The 21,607-nt window shown below is 58.3% G+C and carries 13 protein-coding genes and 4 pseudogenes; 5 read left to right on the top strand and 12 right to left on the bottom strand.

The window, feature by feature from the left end:
* The first annotated feature begins 120 nt into the window (after window positions 1-120).
* On the top strand, window positions 121-654 hold the full coding sequence (locus ACWGZX_RS01720; protein WP_452627025.1) for a hypothetical protein: 534 nt from the start codon (window positions 121-123) through the stop codon (window positions 652-654).
* A gap of 723 nt (window positions 655-1,377) precedes the next feature.
* Here ACWGZX_RS01720 and ACWGZX_RS01715 read toward each other — a convergent pair.
* From ACWGZX_RS01715 to ACWGZX_RS01690, 6 genes and pseudogenes are all read right to left on the bottom strand, one after another.
* Window positions 1,378-1,584 (bottom strand): co-regulatory protein PtrA N-terminal domain-containing protein, encoded by a 207-nt coding sequence (locus ACWGZX_RS01715; protein WP_223521405.1) that lies wholly within the window; start codon window positions 1,582-1,584, stop codon window positions 1,378-1,380.
* Between the two features lie 86 nt (window positions 1,585-1,670).
* Entirely contained in the window at window positions 1,671-2,321 is a 651-nt protein-coding gene (locus tag ACWGZX_RS01710) for a hypothetical protein (RefSeq protein WP_452627024.1), read from the bottom strand.
* Window positions 2,322-2,598: 277 nt separating this feature from the next.
* A complete protein-coding gene (locus ACWGZX_RS01705) occupies window positions 2,599-2,877 on the bottom strand; it encodes a DUF2790 domain-containing protein (protein WP_223521410.1) in 279 nt (92 codons plus the stop codon).
* Between the two features lie 65 nt (window positions 2,878-2,942).
* The gene (locus ACWGZX_RS01700) at window positions 2,943-3,158 is read right to left on the bottom strand and encodes a hypothetical protein (protein ID WP_452627023.1); all 216 of its coding nucleotides are present in this window, start codon (window positions 3,156-3,158) and stop codon (window positions 2,943-2,945) included.
* 142 nt (window positions 3,159-3,300) lie between these two features.
* Window positions 3,301-3,492, bottom strand: a pseudogene (locus ACWGZX_RS01695) (two-component sensor histidine kinase); the annotation flags it as partial.
* A gap of 387 nt (window positions 3,493-3,879) precedes the next feature.
* Window positions 3,880-4,545 (bottom strand): LuxR C-terminal-related transcriptional regulator, encoded by a 666-nt coding sequence (locus ACWGZX_RS01690; protein ID WP_452627022.1) that lies wholly within the window; start codon window positions 4,543-4,545, stop codon window positions 3,880-3,882.
* 201 nt (window positions 4,546-4,746) lie between these two features.
* Between ACWGZX_RS01690 and ACWGZX_RS01685 the strand changes: the two genes are divergently transcribed.
* The 3 genes from ACWGZX_RS01685 (at window position 4,747) to yecR (ending at window position 13,971) form a co-directional block, all read left to right on the top strand.
* Entirely contained in the window at window positions 4,747-5,034 is a 288-nt protein-coding gene (locus ACWGZX_RS01685) for a PilZ domain-containing protein (protein ID WP_452627021.1), read from the top strand.
* Between the two features lie 88 nt (window positions 5,035-5,122).
* Window positions 5,123-13,081, top strand: a complete 7,959-nt coding sequence (locus ACWGZX_RS01680) for a beta strand repeat-containing protein (protein ID WP_452627020.1) — start codon at window positions 5,123-5,125, stop codon at window positions 13,079-13,081.
* A gap of 419 nt (window positions 13,082-13,500) precedes the next feature.
* On the top strand, window positions 13,501-13,971 hold the full coding sequence (gene yecR, locus ACWGZX_RS01675) for a YecR family lipoprotein (RefSeq protein ID WP_452627019.1): 471 nt from the start codon (window positions 13,501-13,503) through the stop codon (window positions 13,969-13,971).
* Window positions 13,972-14,077: 106 nt separating this feature from the next.
* Here yecR and ACWGZX_RS01670 read toward each other — a convergent pair whose 3' ends face one another.
* Window positions 14,078-14,452 (bottom strand): DUF1214 domain-containing protein, encoded by a 375-nt coding sequence (locus ACWGZX_RS01670; RefSeq protein ID WP_452628948.1) that lies wholly within the window; start codon window positions 14,450-14,452, stop codon window positions 14,078-14,080.
* A 630-nt stretch (window positions 14,453-15,082) separates the two neighbouring features.
* Window positions 15,083-15,649 (bottom strand): annotated as a pseudogene (locus ACWGZX_RS01665) (DUF1254 domain-containing protein); the annotation flags it as partial.
* A gap of 517 nt (window positions 15,650-16,166) precedes the next feature.
* Between ACWGZX_RS01665 and ACWGZX_RS01660 the strand changes: the two are divergent.
* A complete protein-coding gene (locus ACWGZX_RS01660; protein WP_452627018.1) occupies window positions 16,167-16,562 on the top strand; it encodes a hypothetical protein in 396 nt (131 codons plus the stop codon).
* Window positions 16,563-16,737: 175 nt separating this feature from the next.
* Here the strand turns inward: ACWGZX_RS01660 and ACWGZX_RS01655 are convergent, their stop codons facing one another.
* The 4 genes and pseudogenes from ACWGZX_RS01655 to ACWGZX_RS01640 all read right to left on the bottom strand — a co-directional run bounded on the left by ACWGZX_RS01655 (window position 16,738) and on the right by ACWGZX_RS01640 (window position 21,587).
* Window positions 16,738-18,165: a GGDEF domain-containing protein gene (locus ACWGZX_RS01655; RefSeq protein WP_452627017.1), complete on the bottom strand. Its 1,428-nt coding sequence runs from the start codon at window positions 18,163-18,165 to the stop codon at window positions 16,738-16,740.
* 849 nt (window positions 18,166-19,014) lie between these two features.
* Window positions 19,015-19,268 (bottom strand): annotated as a pseudogene (locus ACWGZX_RS01650) (cytochrome d ubiquinol oxidase subunit II); the annotation flags it as partial.
* Window positions 19,264-19,614, bottom strand: a pseudogene (locus ACWGZX_RS01645) (copper oxidase); the annotation flags it as partial. The pseudogenes ACWGZX_RS01650 and ACWGZX_RS01645, both read right to left, overlap by 5 nt.
* Window positions 19,615-20,156: 542 nt before the next feature.
* Window positions 20,157-21,587, bottom strand: coding sequence for an IS1182 family transposase (locus tag ACWGZX_RS01640; protein WP_452627016.1), 1,431 nt, complete (start codon window positions 21,585-21,587; stop codon window positions 20,157-20,159).
* Window positions 21,588-21,607 lie beyond the last annotated feature (20 nt).

Below are 21,607 nucleotides of genomic sequence, written 5' to 3'. Positions count from 1 at the left end.
TCATGCTGCTCAAAAAATGTTTATTGGCTCTCGCAATTGGCGGTGTCCTGTCGGCATCGACTGTCCTGGTACCCGATTACATCGGTAGTTTCTCCAGCGTGTATGCCAAGGATGGCGGCAGTGGCGGTGGCGGTGGCGGCGGTGGAGGCCACGGTGGCAGCGGCGGAGGCGGAGGTGGTCACGGTGGCTCCGGTGGTGGTGGCGGTGGCTCTGGTAGTGGAGGCTCCGGTGGCGGTAGTCACGGTGGTGACGGCGGAGGTGGTCACGGTGGTCACGGAGGCGGCAGTGGCTCCGGTGGCGGTGGCGGTGGCTCCAACAGTGGAGGCTCAGGAGGAGGTCACGGTAGCAGCGGCCATGGAGAAGGTGGCGGTCATGCTGCTGGTCATGACGGTGACGGTCATGGAGGCCCGGGACGCGGCGACGCTGACCATGACGCTGACCATGGCGGTATTGCCGGGAACAGAGGCCCAGGCAATGCGCATGACAACGACGCTGACAACGACGCTGACGATGCCGCAGATGCAGCCAGGGACGCTGCCAGAAACGATGCAGATGCAGCCCGAGATAATGCCAAAGCTGCCGCAGATGCAGCTAGAGATGCGGCCCGAGCTGATGCGGATGCCGCCAGGGATGCTGCAAAAGCTGCAGGTGTAGCGGGCGCAGATGCAACCAGAGATGCTGCGCGGGCTGCCGCAGATGCGACCAGGGACGCCGCTAAGGCTAACGCAAATGCCACCAGAGATGCGGCGAAGGCTGCTGCAGATGCGACTAGAGACGCTGCCAAAGCTGATGCGCGCGCAGCCAGAGGGGCTATGGCGGACGCCCCAGACGCCCCAGACGCTCCAGACGCTCCAGACGCCCCGGACAGGGACGTGGCTGAGGTGCAGAACTAGGCCTGCAAGTTCCGCCATGAACACGGCAGGCATAACAGCAGAAAACGTCCCGCAAGCTTGAGGGACGTATCGGCAAAGAGTCGCAAGCCCTGAAGTGTCGCGGGGTTTGCGACTTTTTTTCGAAATCTGTCGCACGGTCCGAAACACTGACGAGGATGGCGGCAGTGGGGACGGAGCTGGACGGGTAAGCAATACAATCCCAGTCGTTCACAAAACCCGGAGCCCTCCCGTTTTTGTGGCGCAGGGTCAGGAAGTCGGACTCATCTGTCCACCGACCGCTTTTGGCCGATTCTGTTGAAAAAGTCGGCGAAGGACAGAAAACCCAAAGCAGCCCTTCGCGAAAGGCTACTTACGACTGTGGATTCAACACACTGGATTTTGTGTAAGTGGGATCTCGGTTACACCGGCGCTAGCAGCACCTTGGGTGCTGCATTTGAGGCTTGAGACCACGCATTTCGGTCAGCCTGGGGGCGCGCTACACAGATTAGCTGCTGGCGTGATCGGTCGCCTTGGCTTTGCTTTGAGCTACAGCGGCTTCAGCCTTCTGTTTCTGTGCAACCTGGTAGGCTTCCATCGAGACTTTCCGGGCCGCCTCCATGCGATTGAACGTCTTGTCACCACCACCTGTGGCCATGGCCAGAGAAGAAGCGGTCAGAGCGGCGATTACGAAGAGAGCTTTCATGGATTTCATTTGGGTATCCTCAAGTAAAACTTTGTGAACTGCTAACAGCGGGGTTTGTTTGCTAAAGCTGAACTTCCTTGTTCAACGTGGCCTCATCATCCAGCCAGGGCGGTGTTTCTTACTGACCAGGAGCCTTGCTCCATGCGCCCTTCAGCGTCTCTGCTTTTTGCCCAGGCAGTGAGTAGTACCATCATCCCGAATCCACCGACGATGAGAACCGGATAGGCTGCCAGCAACTCCACCAGCGAGTACTTCCAGGCCAGCGGACGACCCACACCCAGCATGGCGGCATAGAACCACGACACGCCAGAGAACGCACCCGAGAACAGCGCCAGCATGCGCAGGTTGAAGGAGAGTTTCAGTAACGAACCGGCTTTTTTCAGCGCCGGCATTACAGCGCTATGCAACAGGAAGCCGTTAAAGGTCAACAGCACAACTATGCCAATTTTGGCTTGTAGTTTTGGATTGAGGAAATACTCCATCCCCTTGCCGGCATAATCGATCCCGACAATGCCAATGCCCGTAATCCAAAGCGCTACCAGCGCAAGCCCTACGGTTTTTTGAAGACTTTCCATGTGCGCGTCATCGTGGTGACTTGACGCACCTCCCTTCAGGAGTTGCTTGATCATTGCAATGTCACTGGTCAACACCAGCCCGATTGCCACACAGCAGGCGATAAGATGAAAATATACAACGCCCAAACGCAAATATTCCACGGTGGACGAAGAAAACATACTAAGTTCCATGGTTACCTCTTGGTTATAATGGTGGATCAACTTTGCTCTCGGCACGGCATAATTGGAGTTTGCCGTTCCTGATTGCAGTTAAGATCCAGCAATTACTATTAATTAATCTTGCGGCATTACGCTGCCAGGACAATAGCGATTTTCGCGAATGAACTTTTAATCATTCGATCGTGTCCATTTTCAGGTAACAAAAAACATCATTCGCACTTTGTGCATATGAGGTTTAACTTCCACTTCTGGGGGGCAGGCGAGGCCCGGAACCCTAACGGCGAGCGGATCAGGCAATACTGGTGGGGTCGGCGGGACTTCCACCCCATTCGAGGAAACGGATCTTGTGAACTTCACCCTCGCTGTCTTCGTAGACCAGGGTCACCGGTACCACGCCGGTCTTATCGGATGTATCGGTGCGCTGCAGTACCCGTTTCACATCGATGTCCATTCCGTAGTGGTATTCAACGGCTGAGACATGCGCGCCAGGTTCTTGCAGGTTGTTCTGGTCGAAGACACTGGGCGCGAGACTGGAAATCACGGCACTGACAATTGTGGCCATGCTCATAAGGCTTTACCTCTACTTAAGTTCGCTTGACGGGGACCTAATGTGACACATGGAGTAAGTGAAGTTCACTTCAACGCGACGAACGTGCCTTTCTGAAAAGCCTGTAGTGGCTGTAAATTCCCGGCAATTCCCCGCGCTTGACGCCCCCCGACCATTCGTCCTTTAAACCCCGTATTTGTTGGAAAAACTCCTTTCTCTGCCTGTCGCGAAGGGCTGGAGGCGACCAAAAACAGCCTGTGAAAAGTGGCTGCAATTTGGCTGGGTTGTTTTTCTTCAGGCATGATTTCGTCCTTTCCAGGTCCCTGTTAACAGCCGAACACATCGAAGAGTGACAAGACTGCCCCCGTGGAAAAAATGAAGAGGATGAGTACCAAGGTTTGGATTATCGGCTTACTACGCATGGGAGTGATCCGCCGGAATGGGCAGTGCATCGCGCTCAAGACTTTCGGTGACTAGAAATCTTGTTGCCATAGAGCCCAACCCAAAAGCTATCGCGCTGATGAGAAGGAAACTGGCGATGGAAAACCACCGCAGGAGATTGAGTTGGCTGGTGGGTGCAATCGAGTCAACCGGTCCACGGTGAAGGCGCTTAAACACTGCATCGATTGCAGGCATAGGGAGTAGCCCTAGGTATGCTGCTTATCTAGTTGTAGCAGCTTCAACTACCCAATAAAGCCCTGGATGAGAGCACAGCATTCTCTATGCCAAGAGTTGAACGCTGTTTAATTTCTGGCCGAAGTGATCCATATATGCCCAGCGACGGGCTTGAGGAGGTACCGCTTGCGGCATTTCGCCAGCAAATCTAAACAGGTAGCGCGGTATTAAAGCCCATATATGGGGATTATTTTCCCGGAATGTGGGGATAGCGATTCCACAGGAAGCTTAAGATCGGCTCAATAGCAGCCGAAAGCAGACGGCAGACTCTATCTGCTCTCATTGGGCACAGGCTCATCGGACGCCTACGAATTCCTCTCTGGTTTCACCAGGTTGTCAGAGGAGTCCTCAGTCGCCTGCGAAAAGCCCATGCTTGTGTGCGTAGGCGTACAGATCTACGCGGTTCGTCAGGCCCAGCTTGCTGTAGATCGATGTTAAATGGTTGCGCAGCGTGTGCTCGCTGATGTGCAGCTTCTCTGCCACCGACTTGCCAGAGGCTGAGGGGGCACTGGCCAGTGATGCAATGGTTTGGTGCTCGCGGCGCGTTAGCTTGGCGATTTTTTGTTGCTCCGGGTCTATATCGCGTTCGGCTTTCTTGCGCGCCAGTTCAAGGAAGATTCGGCTGGTCGCATTGCGGTCAATCCAGAGTTCGCCGTCATGCACTTTTTCTATGGCTTTGAGCAATGTTGATGCGGATGCCGACTCCCGCTTATCCACTACGCCACGTGCGCCCGCCAGCACCGCACTGTCATGCAGCGCCACGTCGCTCGACCCTGTCACGACCAGAATCTTGGCTTTGGTCTGGCTGTGCAAGTCGGCCAGCGACTCGATACAGTCCTCGCTGTCCAGGTCCAGCACCACCACATCCGGCGCGTATTGGTTTAGCGAAAGCAGGTATTGCGCCACCGACGCCACCGAGCCCGCCAGCGCCAACCTTGGTTGTGCGCTTTCCACCAGACGCTCAAGGCCCCAGGCCACGAGCGGTAGAGCTACTAACAGGACTTGAATTGGCATGCGGCTCGCTGCCTCTCTAGGCGGGTTGTGTTAGCTGATCATGATAGCAATCGTTGCAGTCCGTAGCTTTTTTCTATAGCGCATCAGTCCCCCTCCCATGACATTTGTCCCGTAAAACACTGTTTTCATGGGTGATTGACTCCTAGAAAAAAGGGAGAGCGCACTCATGTAAAAAACAACGGTCGTTTTTAGACTGCTGTCATGAAAGACGCATACCGAATTGAGCCCCGTGAACAAGTCACCCTGTCGCTGCAACTGATCGGCGGGGGCAACGGTGTCACCCGTGACATCAGCGCCTCCGGTTTGTATTTCGAAACCGATAGCGAGCAGCAGGTGGGTAGCTTGATTGACTTCGAGATCGAGCTCGAGACTCCTGGCGGCCCCATGAAGTTCAAGGCGCAAGGACAAATCGTGCGCATTGAGCCACAGGACGGCAGGATCGGGGCGGGCGTGAAGCTGCTGGCCAGCCGGCTGGTGCCGGTTGAGTGAGCTGTTCGTGGGGTGAGGAAGAATCGGCTTGCGGCTGTTGGCGGCCACAGCGGTTTTTTGCTCAGAGTGACATTCTTGGGAGAAAGACATGGCTAGCACTACAACTACCAGCGGCGGAACCGTTACCTCGTTTTCCAACACGCCGCAGGCGAAGGATGACGTCCTTAACACCACTGAAAATCTGCTGGGGGTCATGTATTGGGACGTCATGTCCAATGACCTCGGTGGCAACGCGAAGACACTCTGGTCACTCGACAACGCGGACAGTCTTTCTACTGCCACCAAGGTTTATGCTCCGGCCGACCTCCTGACCCAGGATACGGCGGGGGCTGAGGCGATGAGCTCTGACACCAGTAAGAATGGTGCAAAGATCTGGATCACCTCGGACGGCAAGGTCGGTTACGACGCTGCTACTTTGCCCTCTGAATTCAAGGTACAACTCCAGGCGCTTGCTGCTGGCGAGCTCCTGACGGACAGCTTTACCTATGCGATTCGTCTCGGCAACGGAACGCTCAGTTGGGCCACCGCGACAGTGCAGTTTTCGGGCGTGAATGATGGTGTGACGATCAGTACCGGCGCGCAGGCCGGCACGGTGACCGAAGACGCTGACACCACTGCGAGCACGACCGACTCGCTGACGGCCAGCGGCACGATTGTCTTTAACGACGTCGACCTGAGTGACACGCACATGGCGACGTTCGCGCCGGTGGGGGGCAACGCTATTCATCTTGGTACGTTCGAGCTCTCGGCGGTAAGCGAAGCCGCGAACGCGGCCAACGGTTCGGTGCAATGGACGTACAACCTGAGCAATGCGGCGGCGCAGTACCTGGCCCAGGGACAGACAGTAACCGAAACTTACCAGGTCACCATCAGCGATGGTCATGGTTCGTCGGTAACAAAAAATGTGACCATCACGATCACCGGCACCAATGACGCGCCGACGCTGACGGCGGCAGAAGTCGAAAGCGGTGCGGTGGCCGAAGACGGCACCACGGTGACCAGCGGCAGCTTCGCCTTCGGCGACGTGGACCTGGCCGATCACGCACATGTGGCCAGCGTGAGCGCGCCGTCCGGTGCGCTGGGTACGCTGGTGGCCAATGTCAGCGACGAGAGCGCGGGCGACGCTGCGGGCAGCGTGGGCTGGACCTATACGCTGAGCAACGGTGCGGCGCAGTACCTGGCCGAGGGCCAGACCAAGACCGAAGTGTTCACGGTGACGCTGACCGACGACTTCGGGGCGACGGTGACCAAGGACGTGACGATCACCCTGACCGGCACCAACGACCAGCCGACGCTGACTATCGACGACCCGACCGGGGCGATGACCGAAGGCAACGGCGCGGCCACGCTGAGCGACAGCGGTACGCTGAGCTTCGCCGATCTGGACACCAACGACACGGTGACGGTCAGCCAGACAGCAAACAACGACCTCGTCTGGAGCGGCGGCACCCTCGGTGCGGCGCAGGCCGCGGCGCTGGTGGCCGGCTTCTCGGTCGATCAGGCCGGCTGGACCTACAACAGCAGCGAGAACCTGGACTTCCTGAGCGCCGGCGAAACCATCAGCTTCTCCTACATCGTGGTGGCCACCGACAACAGCGGCGCGGCCAACGCCACCTCGGCAGCGCAGACGGTGACGATCACCCTGACCGGCACCAACGACCAGCCAACGCTGACCATCACCGACCCGACCGGGGCGATGACCGAAGGCAACGGCGCGGCCACGCTGAGCGACAGCGGTACGCTGAGCTTCGCCGATCTGGACACCAACGACACGGTGACGGTCAGCCAGACAGCAAACAACGACCTCGTCTGGAGCGGCGGCACCCTCGGTGCGGCGCAGGCCGCGGCGCTGGTGGCCGGCTTCTCGGTCGATCAGGACAGCTGGACCTACAGCAGCAGCGAGAACCTGGACTTCCTGAGCGCCGGTGAAACCATCAGCTTCTCCTACACCGTGGTGGCCACCGACGACAGCGGTACGGGCAACGCGGCCTCGGCGGCGCAAACGGTGACGATCACCCTGACCGGCACCAACGACCAGCCGACGCTGACCATCGACGACACGACCGGGGCGATGAACGAAGGCAACGGCGCGGCCACGCTGAGCGACAGCGGGGCGCTGAGCTTCGCCGATCTGGACAGCCACGACACGGTGACGGTCAGCCAGAGCGCCAACCACGACCTCGCCTGGAGCGGCGGCACCCTCGGTGCGGCACAGGCCGCGGCGCTGGTGGCCGGCTTCTCGGTCGATCAGGCCGGCTGGACCTACAGCAGCAGCGAGAACCTGGACTTCCTGAGCGCCGGTGAAACCATCAGCTTCTCCTACACCGTGGTGGCCAGCGACGACAGCGGTACGGGCAACGCGGCCTCGGCGGCGCAAACGGTGACGATCACCCTGACCGGCACCAACGACCAGCCAACGCTGACCATCACCGACCCGACCGGGGCGATGAGCGAAGGCAACGGCGCGGCCACGCTGAGCGACAGCGGGGCGCTGAGCTTCGCCGATCTGGACAGCCACGACACGGTGACGGTCAGCCAGAGCGCCAACCACGACCTCGCCTGGAGCGGCGGCACGCTCGGTGCGGCGCAGGCCGCGGCGCTGGTGGCCGGCTTCTCGGTCGATCAGGACAGCTGGAACTACAGCAGCAGCGAGAACCTGGACTTCCTGCGGGCCGGTGAAACCATCAGCTTCTCCTACACCGTGGTGGCCACCGACGACAGCGGTACGGGCAACGCGGCCTCGGCGGCGCAAACGGTGACGATCACCCTGACCGGCACCAACGACCAGCCGACGCTGACCATCGACGACCCGACCGGGGCGATGAACGAAGGCAACGGCGCGGCCACGCTGAGCGACAGCGGCGCACTGAGCTTCGCCGATCTGGACAGCCACGACACGGTGACGGTCAGCCAGAGCGCCAATAACGACCTCGTCTGGAGCGGCGGTACGCTCGGTGCGGCGCAGGTCGCAGCGCTGGTGGACGGCTTCTCGGTCGATCAGGCCGGCTGGACCTACAGCAGCAGCGAGAACCTGGACTTCCTGAGCGCCGGTGAAACCATCAGCTTCTCCTACACCGTGGTGGCCACCGATAACAGCGGCGCGGCCAACGCGGCCTCGGCAGCGCAGACGGTGACGATCACCCTGACCGGCACCAACGACCAGCCAACGCTGACCATCACCGACCCGACCGGGGCGATGAGCGAAGGCAATGGCGCAGCCACGCTGAGCGACAGCGGTACGCTGAGCTTCGCCGATCTGGACACCAACGACACGGTGACGGTCAGCCAGACAGCAAACAACGACCTCGTCTGGAGCGGCGGCACCCTCGGTGCGGCGCAGGCCGCCGCGCTGGTGGCTGGCTTCTCGGTCGATCAGGCCGGCTGGACCTACAACAGCAGCGAGAACCTGGACTTCCTGAGCGCCGGCGAAACCATCAGCTTCTCCTACATCGTGGTGGCCACCGACAACAGCGGCGCGGCCAACGCCACCTCGGCAGCGCAGACGGTGACGATCACCCTGACCGGCACCAACGACCAGCCAACGCTGACCATCACCGACCCGACCGGGGCGATGACCGAAGGCAACGGCGCGGCCACGCTGAGCGACAGCGGTACGCTGAGCTTCGCCGATCTGGACACCAACGACACGGTGACGGTCAGCCAGACAGCAAACAACGACCTCGTCTGGAGCGGCGGCACCCTCGGTGCGGCGCAGGCCGCCGCGCTGGTGGCTGGCTTCTCGGTCGATCAGGCCGGCTGGACCTACAGCAGCAGCGAGAACCTGGACTTCCTGAGCGCCGGTGAAACCATCAGCTTCTCCTACACCGTGGTGGCCACCGACGACAGCGGTACGGGCAACGCGGCCTCGGCGGCGCAAACGGTGACGATCACCCTGACCGGCACCAACGACCAGCCAACGCTGACCATCACCGACCCGACCGGGGCGATGAGCGAAGGCAACGGCGCGGCCACGCTGAGCGACAGCGGGGCGCTGAGCTTCGCCGATCTGGACAGCCACGACACGGTGACGGTCAGCCAGAGCGCCAACCACGACCTCGCCTGGAGCGGCGGCACGCTCGGTGCGGCGCAGGCCGCGGCGCTGGTGGCCGGCTTCTCGGTCGATCAGGACAGCTGGAACTACAGCAGCAGCGAGAACCTGGACTTCCTGCGGGCCGGTGAAACCATCAGCTTCTCCTACACCGTGGTGGCCACCGACGACAGCGGTACGGGCAACGCGGCCTCGGCGGCGCAAACGGTGACGATCACCCTGACCGGCACCAACGACCAGCCAACGCTGACCATCACCGACCCGACCGGGGCGATGAGCGAAGGCAACGGCGCGGCCACGCTGAGCGACAGCGGGGCGCTGAGCTTCGCCGATCTGGACAGCCACGACACGGTGACGGTCAGCCAGAGCGCCAACCACGACATCGCCTGGAGCGGCGGCACGCTCGGTGCGGCGCAGGCCGCGGCGCTGGTGGCTGGCTTCTCGGTCGATCAGGCCGGCTGGACCTACAGCAGCAGCGAGAACCTGGACTTCCTGAGCGCCGGTGAAACCATCAGCTTCTCCTACACCGTGGTGGCCAGCGACGACAGCGGTACGGGCAACGCGGCCTCGGCGCCGCAAACCGTCACCATCACCATTACCGGCAGCAACGATGCGCCAGTGCTCAGTTTCGCGACGGGCAATGCTGCCGGCGCGGTGCAGGAAGACACCACGCTCAGCGTGAGTGGCCAGTTCAGCTCGGCCGACATCGATCACGATGCAACCGCCACTTGGAGTATTGCCGGGTCAAATACCGGCACCTTTGGCTCGATCGCCGTGGACAGCAGCGGCCAATGGACGTACACCCTGGCCAACGGCACCGATGGCGTTGCCAGTGCCGTGCAATCGCTGAAGGCCGGCGAGAGTCACGATGAAGTGTTCAGCGTGCAGGTCAGCGACGGCCTGGGCGGTGTCGACACCCAACTGGTGACTATCACCGTCACCGGCAGCAACGACGCCGCCGTGCTGTCCTCGGCCAGCGTTACGCTGAGCGAAACCAATGCTCCGCTGACCACCGGCGGCAGCCTGACCATTAGCGATATCGACAGCCCGGAAAGCTTCCAGGCGCAGTCCAACACCGCCGGTAGCTACGGCCAGTTCTCCATCGGCACCGGCGGTGCCTGGACCTACGTCGCCAACTCCGCCCACAACGAGTTCGCCGCCGGTACCACCTACACCGACACCTTCGCGGTGAACAGTGCCGACGGCACCCTCACTTCGGTCACCGTGCATATCGCCGGCAGCAACGACTCACCGACGATCACTTCCAACGGTGGCGGTGCGACGGCTTCGATCAACGTGGCGGAGAACACCACGGCGGTCTCGACAGTGGCGGCGACCGATGTTGATCTGCCGGCACAAACGCTGAGCTACAGCATCGTCGGCGGAGCGGATGCCGCGAAGTTCTCGATCGTTTCAGGCACAGGCGTGTTGAGCTTTATCTCTGCACCCAACTTTGAAGCACCGACTGATTCGGGAACGAACAACGTTTATGACGTGATTGTGCGGGCGTCGGACGGCACGCTGTTTGACGACCAGGCAATTGCGGTAACCGTGACGGGAGTCAACGACAACTCCCCGGTGATCACCTCCAACGGTGGTGGTACGACGGCTTCGGTCAATGTGGCGGAGAACACCACGGCGGTCACGACGGTGGCGGCGACCGATGCTGATCTGCCGGCGCAGACGCTGAGCTACTCGCTCCTGAATACGACCGGGACGGACTTCAGCAAGTTCTCGATCAGTTCGAGCGGGGTGCTGACGTTCAACTCAGCGCCCGATTACGAGAATGCCCAGGATGTCGGTGGTACTGACGGCGACAACGCCTACGTTGTGGACGTTCAGGTGTCCGACGGCAATGGCGGAATCGACACGCAGACGATTACGGTGAACGTGCAGAACGTCGTTGAGACGCCAGTTGATACCGTGGCGCCAACGGTGATAGTGACAGGGACTGCCTTAGGGAGTTCGATGGGTTCAACGTCGACGGTCACATTCCAGTTCAGTGAGAAGGTGAGCGGTTTCAACCTGTCTGATGTAGCAGTGTCGACAACGAGCGGAACGCCACGTGGAACCTTCAGTAACTTTACCCAGGTTGACGACGATACCTACACGGCAACGTTGACCAGAACGCTGGGCGGTAGCATAAAAGTCGACGTTGCCGCGAACAGCTACACCGACCAGGCGGGTAATCCTGGTGCGGCCGGGAGCAGTGCAAACCTTCCGGCAGGCGTTGCCGGCGAACCCATCAATCTGGCCCTCAACGTTCCACTGGCCGATATTAGCGGCCCCGTGACGGTGACCATCAGCGGTGTTCCTTCGGGGTGGGTGTTCAATGCAGGAACCGACAATGGCGATGGCACCTGGACCGTGCAGACCAGCGATCCCGGCGCATTGACTGTGACAACTCCAAGCGAATTCGCCGGTGCGTTGGTGCTCGATGTCAACATGTACTGGAGCAACAGCGACGGCAGCACCGCAAGCGCCTACGTGTTCAACAACGTCGAAATCTATGCCCCAGGCGCACCGATCTTCGCCTTGTCCACCGACGACAACCTGACCGGTTCGTCCGGTGCCGACACCTTCGTGTTCGCCCGGCCGATCGGCAACAATGTCATTTACAGCTTCGATGCGGCGGCGGACAAGATCGACTTGATCGGCTTCACGGGCGTCAATGATTTTGCGGATGTGAGTATCGCCAATGACGCGAGCGGCAATGCCGTGCTCAGTATCAGCGCCGACCAGACGATCACCATCAACGGTGTGGATGCGGCGGCGTTGAGCGGGGCCAACCTACTGTTCGATGTGAACCCGGTCACGACTAATACGGGCACTATCACCATTGCCGACGGCGCGATCATGCCGTTCGGTGGCAGCATCGACAACAGCGGCACCATAGCGCTCGGCTCCACCGGCAGCGGGACCGATCTTGAGATTCTGTTCCGTGGCGCGACGTTGACCGGAGGCGGGCAAGTGGTGCTGTCCGACAGCGCGCAGAACGTGATCTTTGGTGGCAGCACGGACACGGTGCTCACCAATGCCGACAACACAATCTCGGGTGCCGGCCAGTTGGGAGCGGGGCAGATGATGCTGGTCAACTCGGGCCTGGTCCTTGCCAGCGGCGTCAATGCGCTGGTGATCGATACCGGTAGTAGTGCCGTGACCAACTCTGGTGTGCTGCAAGCCAGCGGCAGCGGCGGATTGGTTATTGAAAGTGCGCTCGTCAACAGCGGCAGCCTGTGGGCAAACGATGGCAATATCATCATCCACGGAGATGCCAGTGGCGCGGGAAGCGCGACTATCAGCGGTTCGGCGATTCTGGAATTCGGTGCTGCCTCCGATCAGCATGTGACGTTCGACAGCGGCGCGGCAGGCACGCTCAAGCTTGATGTGTCAGCGGCGTTCAGTGGTAGCGTCAGCGGTTTTGCCGCAGGTGACACGCTGGACTTTGGCGATATTGCGTTCGGCTCCAATACCCAGATCACCTATGCCGCGAATGACACAGGCACCGGCGGCATGCTGAGCGTGAGCGACGGTGCGCATGTGACGCAGGTCGCGCTGAATGGCCAATACGCGGCCGCAGGTTTGCAGGCGAACGCCGAGGGCAGCGGCAGTGAGCTGGCCTACGATGCAGCGGCGGCAAACCACACGATGCTGGGCGGCCAGGCCAACGACATTCTGGTCGGTGGTGCGGGTGACGATCTGTTCTTCGGCGGGCTGGGCAACGACACGTTCAACGGCGGCTTCGGCAACGATACCTTCGTGTTTGCTGCCGCAGGCTTCGGCAACGACTCGATCCAGGGCTTCGATATCAATCCGACCGGAGGGCAGGACTTGCTCAATATCGCGGGGCTGGGGATCAGCAGCGAGACGTTCGCTGCCAACGTGAGCATTGCGGCTGACGGGGCGGACACGGTGATCGGGATCGGAGTGGACTCTATTCGCCTTGTCGGTGTTAGCAGCTCAGGTATCGATCAGACGGACTTTATCCTGTCGGCATGATGCTGTTGCTGCTGACCGCACGTTGCTACGCGGTTGCAGACCCCATCGCGGATAAATCCGCGATGGGGTCTGTGCGAGGTGTTTTTTCGTCACTCCACCCGGAGCGAGGGGGAGCCCCCGGAGTCCATGCAGTCTCCTTTCTCGGGTGTTGCTCTAGCGGGGCGAGTGCGGGGTGGTGCTCGATGCCTCCATCGGGAGCCTACCTGAACTGGTCAAGTAATCCCGGACACCAGTTACGGTGTTTATGCCGCATTCTGCTCCATAGCTATTGGCGACAGGTAGTCGTTGTAGCTGTGGAGCCTGGGCTCATTGCTGCCGTCTTTATTTAAATCGTTCGTCCATTCAAGAATCGTTTTTGTAGACAGAGGCAAGGCACATTGCCATCATTGTGCTTCTTGTAACTGAACGAGATTTCCTCCATGCGTAAGCTACTTTTTCTGGTCATGCTGGCTGTTGTGGTAACAGGATGCTCCAGCCGTAAAGACTTCTACGCAACCGGCGGGAGCCGAGCGGACGGCTCGATTGATATGGCTTATGATTTCAAACCCTTTGAGACACCGGTCGTTGACTATAAGCAAGCCGAGTCAATTGCAAACAGCAAATGTGCGGTTTGGGGTTACAACCGCGCCGAACTCTTCGGTGGGAAAACCCAGAACTGCCAGGCCCGCGATGGCTGGGGTAATTGCACCACTGGTCAGATGATCGTCAAATATCAATGCATCGGAAACATCACGCCAGCTAACCAAGCCTCAGCTTCTACGCTCCCGTCGGTTCCGGTTGGAATGCTGACTCCTGCTCAATACAAGGAAGCGCGCGTGAAAGTATTGATGGATCAAAACCTTCCCTATGCCGAGTACCAGAAGCAGTATCAGGCGATCATGGCGGAGTGATTCGGTTGACGCTGGTTCACGGTACGGCTCAATTTCTCCAAAGCTCCCTGAGAGTCGGCGTGAAACTGAACACCGCCCGGGAGGTTGTGCTGACCGTGACCTTGTCTCACCGAACCAGTTCGACCTCGCTCGGGCGCCACTCTTTCGTGAAGAACGACTCAAGGGGGCTGTAGAGGCGCAGGAGCAGGAACCAGCCCTTGTTGGGCATGGTTTGTATCCAGTTGCCAGCTTTGGCGTCCGCTGGTTTGGAAGGGCCGAAGTAGATGGTCATGGAACCATCCGCGTTTTCGACGGCCGCCGGTGAAGGGTAGGTTTGACTGCCTGCACGCGGATAGCGCTGTGGTGTCTGGAGCATGGAGCGCGTCTGGTTATCGTAGACGGTAAAGGACCAGAATTTCGCCGCAGGGATCTTTGGTGGCAGGGTCACCTTGTAGGTCTTTGCGCCATCGAAGGGATTCTTGTCGGCGTCAGAGAAACCCATGAGGTACTGCGAGCCAACATTGGGTAGCCGCATGATCATGCCCGGCGAATCCATTGTGTAGCCGTAGTAGAAGGCCGTGCGGGAATCAAGCGTACGCGCGCCAGTCGGCGGTAGTGCCTTGAACAAGCCTTCCTTGGTGATCAACGGCGGCGGTGTTTCAAAATTGAAGCCGCCCTGCCACAGCATGTTGGCCCACATCGAGTTCAGGTAATAGGCCCAGCCGGGATACTCGGCGGCGCGCCAGTTCAGCACTCGTCCAGCGGCGTTGCCCACGGCTGCCGCGTCGCTGAGGATCTGCTTCATCCGCTCGTCCGGAACAAAGGGTTTGCCCTTCACGATACCAATGGCCGCCAATTCGCCCATGAGTTCCGGGCTGAACGAGGTGGCGGGTTCCAGCTGTACGAGCTTGTCGAGCATCTCGAAGTATGAAAAATCGTTAGGCGGGATAGTGTTGAAGGACTTGCCACTGCCCTCGATGAACTTCGTTGGCGGTATCGAGGGGATCGGCTCCAACCGGACTTGGCCGTCGAGTGCCGTGGCAATGCTGGTGCCGTAGCCACCCGGTGTGTAGGGGTAGATCTTCAGCTTGTCTTTGATGAGATCAACAGCAGGTTTCGGGTCGTTGTTCTCCATAAAGGCGCGAACGGCGTAGAGCACATGGTTGGTTTTCGAGCGGCCGACAAAGTAACCGCCATCAGGAACAGGACCATCGTAGTCTGGCGGCAGAATCAGGTATTTACCGCCTTCACCCCGATCAGGTCCGGGTGCGCCTATGTCGATGATCCAGCCAAATCACATGTCATTAAGCGTGCCGAGAGCCTTCGGTGGCACTTCAACCACCAACGGTCCTTTCGTCAAGTCGAGCGTTGCCACCGTGTAGATAGTATCGGCGTTGGCCGTGAGAAAGAGCGAGTTGGAGTCCATCAACTCGGAGAAGATGACCACCGAGTTGTCTTCAGCGCCAATGCTGTGGAAGCCCTCGCGAATCGCATAGGCCGAGGCGCCCGAAAAACTGTTCACGAATGCATCGACACTGCGTGTGAACGCCAGTGTGTCGTAAACATTCTGAGCGGTTTTGGCGCTTGGAGCGCCATCTTTAAATTCCAGCACGCCGATTCGGGTCTCGACACGATCCGGCGTCTTGATTGCGGGTGGAATGTCGGTAGCCGCCTGCGCAGAGGTCAGCACCGGCAGCATCATTGTAAAAAAGGACGTTAGTACGGCGATTGGTTTGAGAATGTGCACAATGGTTTTCTCCCTGGGGGAAGTTTGAAGCATTGACGACTCAAACTGAGGAAGGGCATGGCGCAAAGGATTTTCGAAAGTCAGGGAAACTACTGGCTTGGTTCCAGGATCATCGAAGATGTGCTGAAACTGATACGCCCGGATGACCTTTGACGGATATTGCGCACAGGTGACGGAGCAGCACGGAATGCTCGATCAGTTCTTCCAGCAGACCCAAGCATAGGTGCACGTTTGCCATAGCTCCAGCCACCGTCAACTGTTGGCCGATTTCTCTCTGTTGCATCGACCGGTTGAATCCACAACCCAAATCAGCCATTCGGATACTTCTATGGCATCACGGGTATCGCAATAAAAAACAAACGCTTTCCATGAGCGTCAACCGTTCGGCGCCTGCGTCAGGTTGTCAAATAGTATTGTCTAAGCTTTGATTTACCGAATATTTTTTCGGCAAATACAAGGAAGGTGTGGCATGACTTTATCAAAGCTCAGCACGTTCATCTTGTTGTTCTGTCTGGCAGGTTGTACAACAAGCAGCGCTTATCAACCACCACCAGTGCCTGCATCCGCGGTAACGCTAAATGATGAGCAAATTCACGGCACGTTGATGGGTAAGAAGCTGTACGGAACCACCCGGGAAGGCAGTCATCCGTATACGATCAGCTTTTCTCCCGATGGAACAGACGTGTTCGAGATGGCGCCTAACCCGTCCGAAAAAGAGCGCTGGACCCTCAACGAGGGTGTTGTTTGCGTTATACCGAAAGACTATCCAACGGAATGCAGTCAGGTGAAGGTGGCTAATAATGAGTACTGGTTTGTTGATCCCAAAAGCGGGAAAGTCAATGCGCATTTGAAGCTCAGCCCGTGACCTGAGGTTGGTACCGGTGCTGGCAGACCAGGACGCTCTACAAAGTTGGTTGAAGCCAAGCGTAGCCTGCACGTTGTGAAAGGGGCGCTCCGAATGTGGAGACCGAATAACGCCCAATGCTGTGGCGCAAAGCCGGGTATCGGTGCCGACGCTTTCAGCGACTTCGAGACAATGGTCAGGGCAGAGGTTGGAGGCTGGTTTTGATGGTAGTGACCACACGGTTACGGCCTTCGTGTTTAGCGTGATATAGGCGTTGGTCGGCTGTACGCAGAATTGCCTCGATGGTGTCACCGTCGCGGCCAGATTGTGATACGCCGATGCTCACTGTGACCACGGTTGACCGCTGCAGGCCATAAAAAGAATTATTTGCAACGGTGCTTCGCAGACGCTCAGCGATTACGTGCGCGCCTTCAAGTGAAGTCTGAGGTAGCAGTATCATGAATTCTTCCCCGCCCACTCGGGCTACGCCGTCATACGGCCGGATCGAATCGAGGCATTTCTCCACGAAACTCTTCAGGATGTCATCGCCAACCTGATGCCCGAAGCGATCGTTGATGGACTTGAAATTATCCAGATCGAGTGCCAATACGGAGAATGGCGCACCGCCGTGTTTGGTCCGGCCGATTTCGACTTCGACCCGCTCCATGAACCGACGCCGATTATCAGCGCCTGTCAGTGGATCGGTCGCCGCAAGTTGCCCGAGTTCTTGATTGGTGCGCTGGAGTTCCTGCAGGGCACTCTCGGTATACGCCATCGCTTCGGCAAGACGCACCATCAACTCCTCTTGGCTGTAAATCTTCGAGAACGACCGCGTGGTGAGGAACGCTTGCACTACCCCATAGCTCAACATGAAGAATCCACCGGCGAAGATCGCATGAGCGAGCCACCACATATGGTTCCACGGACGTGCAAGGATGAAGGCAAGAGATGACAGCGCGAACGCGGTGACCGAGATGACAAAAATCATCATCAGCGGCGAACGGATACGGCGTAGCAGGAGTATTGCCACGGTCAATGTGGAAAGAACGAGGGCACCACCTTCCATTGAGAGGCGCACCGAGAGATTGCCGGCGATCGGCGAATTCGCGACATACGCCACTGCCACGTCAACCAGCAGGAACAGTCCTATCCAGGTCAACCACGGGCGGGCCTTCGTTCGTTGGTCCGCAGCATCAGGTGGGCGGTGGTACGACAGCATTCCGACTAACAGCAGAATCGACATGACCAGTCGAGAGGCCGGTCCATAAAGCAGGAACAGCCAGATATTGTGGTGTGCTTGCCCCGTGAACGCACCATGCAACGCGTAGATCAGTACAAAACCGAGAAAACCAAGCGTCATCCATCGCAGCAGCGGATCTCCCGATGACTGATAGCAGCGCCACGTTACGTAAGTAACAAACAAGCCTTCCAAGGTGGCTGTCGTGATCGCAATTACATGGAACAGGTGATTCTCGAATAGAAGCGTGGGGTCCTGAAAGAAGTATAAGTAGCCAATCAGATAGGCCGGAGCAAACGCAAATCCTGCGAGCAGCAAATAGGCGTAAACCTTGACCACGAGGCGAACGGCTTCAGGTGGCTCGTCGGTGGCGATGAGATGGTTCATGGTTCCCTCCAAAGTTAAATCCATATAGCCAACACCGGTCCAGTGTTGGAGCCGCCTACATGCCAACGGTCCCTCGCATCATTACGCAAATATGGGATGGACCGATCTATCGCATTTCAATATTAGACTCCTTACCAATTTCTGCTGCAGAAGCAGGTAAAAATGAATCGCCTCTGGTTTCCTGGACGCCTGCGAAAGACCGCATTTGGCCGATTCTGTTGAAAATGTCGGCGATGGTTTGCGCATCAGAAAAGTACGCGTCCGAGATTGAAATCTTTACTTTTGGCAGAGGCTTCCGGACTCGGATTTCACGTAGCAGCGTGCAGAAAAGGCGTTTTCACCAGTCAATGATCAGGCAGTTTGGGCAGACCGACTTTTTCAACAGAATCGGCCGTTTTGTGCCTGTCACGACCGGACTGGCTTGGGTCGATTTCGGTCATTTGTGGAGGTGGAAACCCGGCCGTGAAACTCTCTTGCTTCTGGACTTGGCTCTGAGTCGATGCCCATGCGTACCCGCGCTCATGACAATCGGCTATCGACCACTCTCTATGAATCGTGAGAAATAAGCGTCCACCCAACACACCTTGCGTGGCTAATCGTCCAAGCACTCCGGCAGCAAGATGACTTGAGTTCGCGCCTAGCCTTCAATGAATCGCTTCATGATCGTCTTGGCCAAGTCAGGATCGACCGCCATCGGAGCCGGCAGGTCAGAGCGCTCAAAGGGCCAACTCCATCGCCAGTACAGTGGACAACGCCAGCATAATCAGCAACGTGATAAATATTAGGCTCAACTGAGCAAGCTGCTTATAAAGGGTGTTCGGCCTTTTCGTGATTACAGCAATTGATCTATTAGTGGAAGACATCACCAATTCTCCCTTTTCCACGGAACACGGTTAGCTCCAGAAGGTGTTCATCAGGGTCACCGGCAGGAAGAACAGCGCGCCGATCAGGGCGAACAGCCGACTGGTGGCCGGTGATGCCGCCGCCCACAGGCTGACGGATGGCGGGATGATGTTCGGCCAGATGCTCAGTGCCAGGCCGATGTAACCGAGGAACAGCAGCACCAGGGTGAACACAAACGGCTAGTGCATATGACGTTGGCGCCGGCAGTGTCGGGTCGAGTTTTTCCGTGCCGAATTCTTCGAGCCACAGCAGTTGCTGAGTGTACGGCTGAGCCCTGAACAATTGGCTGGGCTTGCCGTTGGTGGGGATTTTGAATGATGTCTGCAAGTTTGGTTGAAGCACGTTGTCAGCCCGTGGCGTGTTCCGGTCACCGAACACGCCGTTGGGCAGGACAATCGCGCCTGGGTTGGCTGGTGGCAAGGTCAGCACATCCAGCGCGGCCTTGAGGTCGTCCGGCGGATTGTTAAACGCCGAGAGGGTCGTCGGTGGTGGCGAGCCGAAATCATCCAGCGGCACGGTGCTGGCGGTGGTCAGGGTATGGAGCATCGTACAGGGCGGGCTTGACCTGAGCAGTAAGGCGATGGAGCTGCATGGTGGTGTCGCGCGCTTCATTTTTCACCCCTCGCGTCATACCGAATCAGGCAAGCCCCGCCGTCTCCATGATGTCCGGGACGACAGCTGTTGCGGGTACCAAGGGGTGAAGCAATGAATGAGCCATTGCAATAGGGCGAAGAAAAAGTTCAAGTTAATTAACAAGCTGTATCTCAGTGTTCCAAGCGAGACTCAAATTAGGTGGTAAACACCCGGTAGGTGGGTGTAATACCCCATTTATGGGGATAGTAGCGGCCCAATTTCACCGACTGCTTTTAGTAGGGGGGCTTGCCCTAAGGCGACGTGGATTTAACGGGGCGAGAAGGGCCGCTTCTGGCCCAGAGTGTGTAAAAACGCTCACGGCCGCATTTTTTTGGATCATCGACGTTCGTTGGCTGAGCGATCGCGCGGTCAATGCTGCGGCTCACATCGGTCGCGACCTGGAACACGTCAACGCTGTTTTTACAGCCTCAGGGATGGGCCAAAACTAGCCTTTTTTATGCCAACAGCACCTTCATCAAACCGTGAGCACCGATGATTTTCATGACCCGTTTCATGTTGTAGGCGAGCACATTCAAACTCATCTCCGCACCCACCCCGGCCAGCTTTCGGGTCAGGAAGTGCGTCGCACCCATCCATTGTTTGAGCGTCCCGAAGGGATGCTCAACCGTCCGTTTTCGGACGCGCATCATCTCTCGCGCGTTGCTCAGCCGAAGCTGCATCTCCTCTAAGACGGCTTCATGCTCCCAGCGTCGAACTCGTCGTTCCGTGCTCGGCGTGCACTGTGCTTTCAACGCGCAGCCCTGGCATTTCGAACTCCAGTAACGATGCAACTTCAGGCCTTTTTCAACGTAGGAGTAGTGCCAGATCAGCGCCTCTCCAGCTGGACAAATGTATTGGTTTTTTGCCGCATCATAGACGAAGGCATCGTTATTGAAACGCCCGTCAGCCTTGGCTCCAGAGGTCATCGGCTTGGGTACATAGGCGGTGATGCCTGCATCGTGACAAGCGAGGATTTGCTCGCTTTTGAAGTAACTTCGATCAGCCACCACCGACAACGTATCTGACGCCATCGCCTCGCGGGCCTGCTTGGCCATCGAGCTGAGTTGATCTCGGTCGGAACCGACGTTGGTCACCTCATGCGCAACGATCAAATGGTTCTTGGTATCGACCGCAGTTTGCACGTTGTAGCCGACGATTCCCGTGCCACGCGTCATCATGGAACGGGCATCTGGATCGGTCAGTGAGACTTGTTTGTCCGGCGATTCATTCAGCTGGATTTCGATCGCCTGAAGCTCCTTCATTTGAGTTTTGAGCTTGGCGATTTTCGCTTCCAGCCGCACGGCGCTGGGCTCGGAAGCTGTGGGTTCTTGCCGATCGGCAGCATCGAGTGCCGCCAGGTAACGGCTGATGCTCGATTCAATTTCTTCCATTCGCCGCTTCAGTTTGGCGCTGGTGAAATTGCGGTCGCGGTTGTTGACTGCTTTGAATTTACTGCCATCGATGGCGACCAGATTTTCTCCGAACAGTCCCAATTGCTGACACAGCACGACGAACTGGCGACAGACGCCTCGGATGGCCTTGCTGTTGTCTTTTCGGAAGTTGGCGATGGTCTTGAAATCCGGCATCAAACGCCCGGTCAGCCACATCAGCTCGACGTTGCGTTGGGCTTCTCGCTCCAAACGTCGGCTCGACTGGAGGCGGTTGAGATAACCGTAGATATAGATCTTCAGCAGGATTGCGGGGTGGTAAGCAGGCCGGCCTGTGTCAGCCGGAATAGCACCATCAAAACCCAGACTGACCAGGTCGAGTTCATCGACGAAAACGTCGACTATGCGCACCGGATTGGTATCGCTGACGTAGTCGTCGAGGCTTTCGGGAAGTAAGGTGCCTTGGCCTCGATGTTCACCTTGGATAAAGCGCTTCATGGGCGATCCTTGCGATGAAA

The sequence above is a fragment of the Pseudomonas sp. CLCA07 genome (genome assembly GCF_053615335.1).
The sequence above is the reverse complement of the archived record's forward strand: the minus strand, read 5'-3'. Positions and strand labels throughout refer to the sequence as shown.

Bases quoted from the DNA above. Each gene is read 5' to 3' on its own strand.
- ACWGZX_RS01715 (WP_223521405.1), bottom strand. From the start codon at position 1,584: ATGAAATCCATGAAAGCTCTCTTCGTAATCGCCGCTCTGACCGCTTCT.
- ACWGZX_RS01710 (WP_452627024.1), bottom strand. From the start codon at position 2,321: ATGGAACTTAGTATGTTTTCTTCGTCCACCGTGGAATATTTGCGTTTG.
- ACWGZX_RS01705 (WP_223521410.1), bottom strand. From the start codon at position 2,877: ATGAGCATGGCCACAATTGTCAGTGCCGTGATTTCCAGTCTCGCGCCC.
- ACWGZX_RS01700 (WP_452627023.1), bottom strand. From the start codon at position 3,158: ATGCCTGAAGAAAAACAACCCAGCCAAATTGCAGCCACTTTTCACAGG.
- ACWGZX_RS01690 (WP_452627022.1), bottom strand. From the start codon at position 4,545: ATGCCAATTCAAGTCCTGTTAGTAGCTCTACCGCTCGTGGCCTGGGGC.
- ACWGZX_RS01685 (WP_452627021.1), top strand. From the start codon at position 4,747: ATGAAAGACGCATACCGAATTGAGCCCCGTGAACAAGTCACCCTGTCG.
- ACWGZX_RS01680 (WP_452627020.1), top strand. From the start codon at position 5,123: ATGGCTAGCACTACAACTACCAGCGGCGGAACCGTTACCTCGTTTTCC.
- yecR (WP_452627019.1), top strand. From the start codon at position 13,501: ATGCGTAAGCTACTTTTTCTGGTCATGCTGGCTGTTGTGGTAACAGGA.
- ACWGZX_RS01670 (WP_452628948.1), bottom strand. From the start codon at position 14,452: ATGGGTTTCTCTGACGCCGACAAGAATCCCTTCGATGGCGCAAAGACC.
- ACWGZX_RS01660 (WP_452627018.1), top strand. From the start codon at position 16,167: ATGACTTTATCAAAGCTCAGCACGTTCATCTTGTTGTTCTGTCTGGCA.
- ACWGZX_RS01655 (WP_452627017.1), bottom strand. From the start codon at position 18,165: ATGAACCATCTCATCGCCACCGACGAGCCACCTGAAGCCGTTCGCCTC.
- ACWGZX_RS01640 (WP_452627016.1), bottom strand. From the start codon at position 21,587: ATGAAGCGCTTTATCCAAGGTGAACATCGAGGCCAAGGCACCTTACTT.